This window comes from Mesorhizobium sp. M0676, from assembly GCF_040320535.1.
GTDB lineage: Bacteria > Pseudomonadota > Alphaproteobacteria > Rhizobiales > Rhizobiaceae > Mesorhizobium.
Map to the genome: position 1 here is coordinate 1 of NZ_JAMYPU010000061.1, position 9,012 is coordinate 9,012.

Here is a 9,012-nt window from a genome sequence, read left to right on the forward strand (position 1 = left end):
CTCCATGCCTTGCGATATCGCTGGCGCGAACCACCACGAAAGCGCAAGTTTCAGTCCATGCCAAAGCTATCTTAGCGCCTATGCCCTTGAGGGGGAGATGTCGCCGAAGGCGACAGAGGGGGTCGCCTCGCGGAGCGCTAACCTCCTTCTGCAGCGGCAGGTAGGCCGAGCCCAGTCGAACCGACCCCCTCTGGCCTGCCGGCCATCTCCCCGCACGGGGGAGATTAGCGGCTCATGCGTTCCACCTACCGATCGATCCGGGTCGACAAAATTATCGACGACGACGTCCGCTCGACCCCGTCCATCGCCCCGATCTCGTCCAGCAACGCATCCAGGTCCCTGATCGACGGCGCGTCGACGATGACGATCATGTCGAAATTGCCGCTCACCGAGTGCAGCGTCCTCACCGGCGTCAGCGCCTGCAGCGCCCGCACCACCTTGTCGGCGAGCTTGGGCGTGACGGTGAGCAGCACATGCGCCCGCACAAGCCCCTGCTCGTAGTCCGGCGCCATCCGCACGCCATAGCCGGTGATGATGCCGCGCTGTTCCAGCCGCTCGATCCGGCTCTGCACTGTCGTGCGCGAAACGCCGAGCTGGCGCGCCAGCTCAGTGGTCGACGCGCGGGCATTGGCGCGCAGCAGGGAAAGCAGTTTTTGTTCGGCGTCACTGAGCATTTCGACGAACCTCGTCGGCGTATCGTTCAATTGCAGGGTTCATTTCGGACGATCCCACGCTTCCTTTCGACAGGCAAGCTGCGATTCTTGAACGCATCGCGTCCACCGCGCGGCGGTCTGGGCCAAAGAGTTTTCACGAGGGGCAAGGTCATGAAGAAAATCATCGTCGTCGGCGCCGGCAAGATCGGCTCGACCATTGCAGGCATGCTCGCCGACAGCGGCGACTACCACGTCACCGTTGTCGACCGCGCGGCGGCGCAGCTTGCCGCGGCCGAACTTCCCGCCGGCGTCGAGGGGCTGGAGCTCGATATCGCAGCGCCGGGCGCACTCGAGGCCGCGCTTGCCGGCGCCTTCGCCGTGCTGAGCGCCGCCCCCTTCCATTTGACCTCTCGCATCGCCGAGGCCGCGGCCGCCACCGGCGTGCACTATCTCGATTTGACCGAGGACGTCGTCTCGACCCGCCGCGTCAAGGATCTGGCGCGTTCGGGCAAGAGCGCCTTCATTCCGCAATGCGGCCTGGCGCCGGGCTTCATCTCGATCGTCGCCAATGATCTCGCCAGCCGCTTCGACACGCTGGAAAGCGTTCGCATGCGCGTCGGCGCGCTGCCGCAATACCCGTCCAATGCGCTGAACTACAATCTGACATGGAGCACCGACGGCGTCATCAACGAATATTGCGAACCCTGCGAGGCGATCGTCGAGGGCGAGCTGATCGAGGTGCCGCCGCTGGAGGAGCGCGAAGAGTTCTCGCTCGACGGCGTCACCTATGAGGCCTTCAACACCTCCGGCGGTCTCGGCACGCTGGCCGAGACGCTGAAGGGCAAGGTGCGCACGCTGAACTACCGCACCATCCGCTATCCCGGCCACGCGGCGATCATGAAGGCGCTGCTCAACGATCTCGGCCTGCGCCACCGCCGCGACGTGCTGAAGGATATCTTCGAGAGCGCCCTGCCGGCAACGCTGCAGGACGTGGTCATCGTCTTCGTCACCGTCTCGGGCCGCCGCAATGGCCGCCTGCTGCAGGAAACCTACGCCAACAAGATCTATTCGCAGCGCATCGGCAACCAGGTGCGCAGCGCAATCCAGATCACCACCGCCTCCGGCATCTGCGCCGTGCTCGACATGCTGGCCGACGGCACCTTGCCGGCGACCGGTTTCGTCAAGCAGGAAGACATCGCGCTGGATGCGTTTCTCGCCAATCGTTTTGGGCGCGCTTATGCGCAGCACGAGATGGTAAGCCGGCTGGCAAGCTGAGCTACTTCACCCTCCCCCTTGTGGGGAGGGTCGGCGCGCAATCGGAGCGAAGCGGAGATGGCGAGACGGGGTGGGGGTGAGCGCCGACGGTTGGCGAGGACCCCCACCCCGCTCCGCTCCGCGATCGACCCTCCCCACAAGGGGGAGGGTGAAGCGCCCGCTACTTCCGCAGAGCCATCGGTCGTCCGAGCAGAAACCGGATGAAGTTGCCCGCGGTCCGCGGCGCAATGCGGGGCTGCGTCGCCTGTCGTGGCGCGCTTTGCCTTCGCGCTGGCACCTTGGGTTCGACAGCCGGTCGGCCCACCGTGAAGGAGGGCCCCGAGACCGGCTTGCCCCTCAACACGTTGGCGGCGTTGTTGTCATGGATGACGATGCACCATTGCGCGCCCTTCGATGCCGCCACGACGGTGTTGAAGCGCGTCGCCATTTTTGCGTGGTGCTCGCTGTAGACGCCGCTCATCGCCGGCGATCTCCTTTCGACCAGCGTGCCGAACGCCGACGTGACATAGTCGTGGTGCGTGTAGCGTCCGCTTGCCGTGTCGAAATTCTGGCCGTCCGGAAAGGCAATGTAGAGCGGCTGCAGGTCCACCACACGCTTTTCGATCTCCCGGCGCGCGTAGTGCTCGACGCGCTCCATGAAGGTCGGCGCCAGCGCGTCGTCGCTGTCGAGCCGCGTGAGCGAAACATAGTCGGCATCGGTATCGGCCTGGACGAAGGCATTGAAGCGATCATTGTAATCCTCGCCGGCCTCGACAAGGATCGGCCTGACGTCGACACCGGCCACGCAGCTGCACACGGTGCGAATATAGTTCTCGTGCGTATCGGCATCGAACGCCACAAGGACGGTAAAATCCTTCAGCGACTGGCCTTCGAGCGACGACGCGCAATAGGTGTCGAACAACGCCAGGCGCTCGACCAGCCAGACCGGGTCGAGATTGGCGCGGCCCTTTCCGTCCCACTGGCTTGGCTTGAAGCCAGCGGCGATGTTGTAGCGTATGGCGATGTATTTCTTCAGGCCGGTGTCCATGGACCGACACTTAGTACATTCCGCTGATCTGCGACAACCGACGGCTGGGCGGCCACCCTCCCCCTTGTGGGGAGGGTCGGCTCGCGGTCGGAGCGAAGCGGAGATGCGAGACGGGGTGGGGGGAGCGCCGACGGTCGGCGAGGACCCCCACCCCACTCCGCTCCGCGATCGACCCTTCCCCACAAGGGGGAGGGTAAGCGCACTTCAAATATGCAGCGCGTGGCCCAGCGCCTTCAGCGCCGCTTCCTGGAAGCCTTCGCCTTGCGTCGGATGCGCATGGATGGTCCCGGCGATATCCTCCAGCCGCGCGCCCATTTCCAGCGCCAGGCCGAACGCCGCCGCCAGTTCCGACACGCCTTGCCCGACCGCCTGGATGCCCAGCACCAGATGGTTGTCCGCGCGGGCGACAACACGAACAAACCCGTCCTCGCCGAGTTTCGTCATCGCCCGGCCGTTGGCGGCGAAGGGGAACTGGCCGATCTTGATTTCGCCTGAAGCCTTCGCCTCCTCCGGCGTTAGCCCTGCCGTCACCAGCTCCGGATCGGTGAAGCAGACGGCCGGGATCGAGCGCTTGTCCCAGCTGCGCTTGTGGCCGGCGACGATCTCGGCCACCATTTCGCCTTGCGCCATCGCCCGGTGCGCCAGCATCGGCTCGCCGGTGACGTCGCCAATGGCATAGATGCCGCGCATCGAGGTGCGGCACTGGTCGTCGATCTTGATGAACTTGCCGGCCATGTCGAGATCGATCTGATCGAGGCCCCAGCCCTCCGTCACCGGCTTGCGGCCGACCGTGACCAGGATCTTGTCTGCCGCGATTTTGGTGCTCTTGCCGTCCGCGGTCTCGACCAGCAGCGCGTCGCCCTTGACCCCCTTGGCCTTGGCGCCAAGCATCACCTCGACGCCGAGCTGGGCCAGCCGTTTCACCACCGGCCGGGTCAGTTCCGCATCATATTGCGCCAGCACGCGCGGCAGCGCCTCGACCACGGTCACCGCGGCGCCCATTTTGGCGAACGCCATGCCTAGTTCCAGCCCGATATAGCCGCCGCCGACCACGGCGAGCTTTTTCGGCACCTCGCCGAGAGCCAGCGCTTCTGTGGATGAAATCACCGGGCCGCCGAACGGCAGGAACGGCAGTTCCACCGTCGCCGAGCCGGTGGCGATCACAACCGTTTCGGCGCGGATGATCTGGGTGCCGGTCTCGGTCTCGACCGCGACGGTCTTGCCGTCGCGGAACGTCGCCCAGCCATAGACGGTCTTGACCTTGGCCTTCTTCAGTAGCCCGGCAACGCCCCCGGTCAGCCGGCTAACAATGCCGTCCTTCCACGCAACCGTCTTGCCGAGATCGAGCACCGGAGCCGCCACAGAAATGCCGAGCGGACTGCTGCCGCCGGCCATATGCGCGACCTTCTCGAACTCTTCCGCCGCATGGATCATCGCCTTGGACGGGATGCAGCCGACATTGAGACAGGTGCCGCCCGGTTTGCCAGCTTCGACGATCACCGTATCGATGCCGAGCTGGCCGGCACGGATAGCGCAGACGTAGCCGCCGGGCCCGGCGCCGATGACCAGCAGCTTGCAGGAGATTTCTTTCATGGCGTGACCCTTTGATGCGAGGGAATGTTCCGTCGCGATCCTTCGCGCCCCCCTCTGTCCTGCCGGACATCTCCCCCACGAGGGGGGAGATCAGCAGCTTCTTCGCTTCGCTCATTCCTGCAACGATGGAGATTGGCGAAACCCTGCGTGACGTCCAATCTCCCCCCTTGTGGGGGAGATGCCTGGTAAGGCAGAGGGGGGCGCTGTCCCGCCGTCATCTCGGTCGTTCCGCCCCTCAATCCACAAATATCAGCGCTGGCGTCTCAATCAGCGCCTTGATCCGCTGCACAAACACCGCCGCATCCCAGCCGTCGACCACCCGGTGATCGAAGCTCGATGACAGGTTCATCATCTTGCGCGGGATGAACTGGGTGCCGTCCCAGACCGGCCGCACCATCATCTTGTTGACGCCGACGATCGCCACCTCAGGATGATTGATGACCGGCGTCGTCGCCACGCCGCCCATGGCGCCGAGCGAGGTGATGGTGATGGTCGATCCCGACAGCTCGTCGCGGCTGGCCGTGCCGGACTTCGCCGCTTCGGCCAGGCGATTGAGCTCGGCCGCGCAATCCCAGAGGTCGCGCGCCTCGGCGTGCTTGACCACCGGCACCACCAGGCCCGACGGCGTCTGCGCGGCAATGCCGATATGGACGCCGCCATGCTGATGGATGATGCCGGCCTCGTCGTCGAACAGCGCGTTGATGTTGGGCTGGTCGGCAATCGCCTTGGCCATCGCCCGCATCAAGAACGGCAGCAGCGTCAGCTTCGGCCTCTCCACACCCTTGCGCTTTTCCTTATTGAGCGCCGCGCGCAACTCCTCAAGTGCTGTGACGTCGATCTCCTCGACATAGGTGATGTGCGGGATGCGTGACTTCGCCAGCGACATTTTTTCGGCGATCTTGCGCCGCAGTCCGATGACCTTGATATCCTCGACGCTGTCATTGCGCGCCAGACCCGACGCCTTCGCTACCTGCGGTCCGCGTGCCAGGAATGCCTCGATATCTTCGTGGCTGATGCGGCCGGCAGGGCCGGTACCCGACACCTGGCGCAGATCGATCGCCGCCTCCTTCGCCCTGAGCCGGATGGCGGGCGACGCCAGGGGCTTTTCGCCCTCCGGGCGCGGCGCGCCGGAGGGTGCCGCACCTTTAGATGTCGGCGCAGCACCCCCACCCTTAGCCCCTCCCCACAAGGGGGAGGGGGATTCAGTCTCAGCTGCCCGTGCGCTTTTGGCTGCTGGTGCAGGTGGTGGCGACTTGGCGTCGGATTTCGTGGCCGAAACGCCTCCCTCTTGTGGGGGTCCGGAGGACGGGCGAAACCCGTGGCTCGCCCCGGCAGGGGTGGGGGTCGGTGCCGCCGTGACCTCTGACGATTTCGAGCCTTCGGCGACATTGCCCTCCCCCGCCACTTTCAGCCGCACGATCGGCGAGCCGATCGCCACCGTGTCGCCGATCTCGGCGCCCAGCCACAGGATCTCGCCATCGACCGGCGAAGGTATTTCCACCGTCGCCTTGTCGGTCATCACGGCGGCAAGCACCGAGTCCTCGCGCACGAGGTCGCCGACCTTGACGTGCCACTCCACAAGTTCGGCCTCGGCGACGCCTTCACCGACATCCGGCAGCTTGATGATGTGTTCGCCCATCCCTAGGCTCCCATGGTTTCGAGAAGCGCGCGGCCGACACGGGCCGGCCCCGGGAAATAATCCCATTCCTGCGCATGCGGGTAGGGCGTGTCCCAACCGGTGACGCGCGCCACCGGCGCTTCCAGATGGTAGAAACAATTTTCCTGCACCAGCGCCGACAGCTCGGCGCCGAAGCCGGAGGTCAGTGTCGCCTCGTGCACGACGACGCAGCGTCCGGTCTTCTTCACCGAAGCGACTATCGCGTCGAGATCGAGCGGCAGCAGGGTCCGCAAATCGATGATCTCGGCATCGATGCCGGTTTCTTCCACGGCCGCCTGCGCGACATAGACCATGGTGCCGTAGGCGAGCACGGTGACGGCCGAGCCCGCCCGGCGGATCGCCGCCTTGCCGAGCGGCACCGTGTAATGGCCGTCGGCGACCTCGCCCAGTTCATGCTTCGACCATGGCGTCACCGGTCGGTCGTGATGGCCATCGAACGGTCCGTTATAGAGCCGCTTCGGCTCCAGAAAAATCACCGGATCGGGATCCTCGATCGCCGCGATCAGCAGCCCCTTGGCATCATGAGGATTGGACGGCACCACCGTCTTCAGCCCCGACACATGGGTGAACAGCGCTTCCGGGCTCTGGCTGTGCGTCTGGCCGCCAAAAATGCCGCCGCCGGTCGGCATGCGGACAACGATCGGGCAGGTGAAATCGCCGTTCGAGCGGTAGCGCAGGCGTGCTGCTTCCTGCGTCAGCTGGTCGTAAGCCGGGTACATGTAGTCGGCAAACTGAATTTCCACGCATGGCTTCAGCCCATAGGCGGCCATGCCGATGGCGGAGCCGACAATGCCGGATTCGTTGATCGGCGCATCGAAGCAGCGGCTCTTGCCGTACTTCGCTTGCAGGCCTGCCGTGCAGCGGAAGACACCCCCGAAGAAGCCGACATCCTCGCCATAGACGATGACGCGTTCGTCGCGCGCCATCGACACGTCCATGGCGTCGCGGATCGCCTCGATCATGGTCCGTCTCGGCATGGTCAGACTCCCGCCTGCTGGCGCTGGCGCCTGAGATGCGGCGGCATCTCGGCAAACACGCCCTCGAACATCTCGCGCGTCGACGGCTTGCCGCCGGCATGCAGCGTGCCGTGGCCTTCAGCTTCCTTCTGCGCCGCGATCACCGTCTCGAGGATTTCCGCTTCGGCCTGGGCGTGACGCTCGTCCGACCAGACGCCGCGTTGGATCAGATGGTTCTTCAGCCGCATCACCGGATCGCCGAGCGGCCAGGCGTCGGATTCCGTCTTCGGCCGATAGGCCGACGGATCGTCCGAGCTCGAATGCGCGCCGGCACGGTAGGTGACATATTCGATCAGCGTCGGCCCGAGATTCTGCCGCGCCCGCTCCGCCGCCCATTTGGCCACGGCATGCACGGCGAGATAATCATTGCCGTCGACGCGCAGCGCCGGAATGCCGAAGCCGAGGCCGCGCGCGGCAAAGGTGCCGGAGCCGCCACGCGCAATGCCTTGAAACGTCGAGATCGCCCACTGGTTGTTGACGACGTTGAGGATGACCGGCGCCTTGTACGTCGAGGCGAACACCAGTGCGGAATGGAAATCGGATTCGGCCGTCGAGCCGTCGCCGATCCACGCCGCCGCGATTTTCGAATCGTTGCTGATAGCGGAAGCCATCGCCCAGCCGACCGCCTGGATGTATTGCGTCGCCAGATTGCCGGAGATCGAGAAGAAGCCATGCTCCTTCGACGAATACATGATCGGCAGCTGCCGCCCTTTGAGCGGATCGGCCTCGTTGGAATAGATCTGGTTCATCATCGTGACCATCGGATAGCCGTCGGCGATGAGCAGGCCGGCTTGCCGATAGGTCGGGAAATTCATGTCGCCTGGCGCCAGCGCCTTACGGAAAGCGCAGCTCACCGCCTCTTCGCCCAGATGCTGCATGTAGAACGAGGTCTTGCCCTGGCGCTGCGCCATCTGCATGCGCGCATCGAAGCTGCGCAGCGTCATCATGTGGCGCAACCCCTCGAGCAGCTCCTCGTCGGTGAGCAGCCCGGCCCACGGCCCGACCGCCTCACCGGTGCGGTTGAGCACGCGGATGATCGAAAACGCCATGTCGCGGATGGTGCGCGGATCGACATCGATGTCCGGTCGCGGCACCGAGCCCGCCTTGGGGATAGGCACGTTGGAGAAGTCGGGCGTTCCGCCCGGCCGCACTTCCGGCTCCGGCACATGAAACCGCAACATCCCAGCATCGGTCATGACCATGGTCCTCCCATTTGCTGCGGTGATATTTGCACATCCGCGCGCCCGGCACAGCGCCAATTCATGGGGCGCCGCAACCCATCCGGCGTGTCGGCCGGCAGGCGACCGCAAGATGCAGATATGTCGGCGAAATTTCTTGTCGATGTTGGGGCGCGGCGCGCAATTAGGCGCAAAGTTTTGCAGGATTTCCAGCGGATAGTCACTTCACGGCCTCCGGGAGAGATGAACGCATCAAGGTCGGCGAACTGGCGCTTTCCTCTCCCCCGTCGATCGGGGGAGAGCTGTCGAGCGAAGCTCGACGGAGTGGGGGTCGACCCTTGGGCGCTAGGCAACGCTTGAGATAGTGCCCTTCGTTTGTCCGTTCGCGGCGATTGCCAGGTGGTTCCCCCACTCCGTCTCGGCTTCGCCGTGTCCAGCCGATAGATGGGTAACACTTTGAACCGGATACATAGGTGACACTTCTCTCCCCCTATGCGTCGGCCGCACCGCCAAGCGGATTGGTTGGCGCGGCGCTGCGGCGGACAAGCTTCATGTGCCGTGTGTCGATGATGCCGAGCGGGTGGGCATGGAA

The 9,012-nt window shown here is 65.0% G+C and carries 7 protein-coding genes; 1 reads left to right on the plus strand and 6 read right to left on the minus strand.

Annotated elements, in window-relative coordinates:
- Positions 1 to 245: 245 nt before the first annotated feature.
- Complete coding sequence (locus NKI35_RS30860; protein ID WP_023726713.1) at positions 246 to 674, minus strand: Lrp/AsnC family transcriptional regulator; 429 nt, start codon at positions 672 to 674, stop codon at positions 246 to 248.
- Positions 675 to 824: 150 nt separating this feature from the next.
- Here NKI35_RS30860 and NKI35_RS30865 point away from each other — a divergent pair, with 150 nt between their 5' ends.
- Positions 825 to 1,928, plus strand: a complete 1,104-nt coding sequence (locus tag NKI35_RS30865; protein WP_352742571.1) for a saccharopine dehydrogenase family protein — start codon at positions 825 to 827, stop codon at positions 1,926 to 1,928.
- A 160-nt stretch (positions 1,929 to 2,088) separates the two neighbouring features.
- On the opposite strand, the gene NKI35_RS30870 is transcribed toward NKI35_RS30865, so the two are convergent.
- The 5 genes from NKI35_RS30870 to NKI35_RS30890 form a co-directional block, all read right to left on the minus strand.
- Positions 2,089 to 2,955, minus strand: coding sequence for a glycosyltransferase (locus NKI35_RS30870; RefSeq protein ID WP_352561043.1), 867 nt, complete (start codon positions 2,953 to 2,955; stop codon positions 2,089 to 2,091).
- Between the two features lie 204 nt (positions 2,956 to 3,159).
- Positions 3,160 to 4,548, minus strand: a complete 1,389-nt coding sequence (lpdA, locus tag NKI35_RS30875) for a dihydrolipoyl dehydrogenase (RefSeq protein WP_352498845.1) — start codon at positions 4,546 to 4,548, stop codon at positions 3,160 to 3,162.
- Between the two features lie 235 nt (positions 4,549 to 4,783).
- On the minus strand, positions 4,784 to 6,187 hold the full coding sequence (locus tag NKI35_RS30880; RefSeq protein ID WP_352742574.1) for a dihydrolipoamide acetyltransferase family protein: 1,404 nt from the start codon (positions 6,185 to 6,187) through the stop codon (positions 4,784 to 4,786).
- Between the two features lie 2 nt (positions 6,188 to 6,189).
- The gene (locus tag NKI35_RS30885) at positions 6,190 to 7,203 is read right to left on the minus strand and encodes an alpha-ketoacid dehydrogenase subunit beta (RefSeq protein ID WP_023687603.1); all 1,014 of its coding nucleotides are present in this window, start codon (positions 7,201 to 7,203) and stop codon (positions 6,190 to 6,192) included.
- Positions 7,204 to 7,205: 2 nt separating this feature from the next.
- Positions 7,206 to 8,438 carry a 3-methyl-2-oxobutanoate dehydrogenase (2-methylpropanoyl-transferring) subunit alpha gene (locus tag NKI35_RS30890; RefSeq protein ID WP_023687602.1) on the minus strand — a complete coding sequence of 411 codons (1,233 nt, stop codon included), beginning with the start codon at positions 8,436 to 8,438 and terminating at the stop codon, positions 7,206 to 7,208.
- Between the last annotated feature and the right edge of the window lie 574 nt (positions 8,439 to 9,012).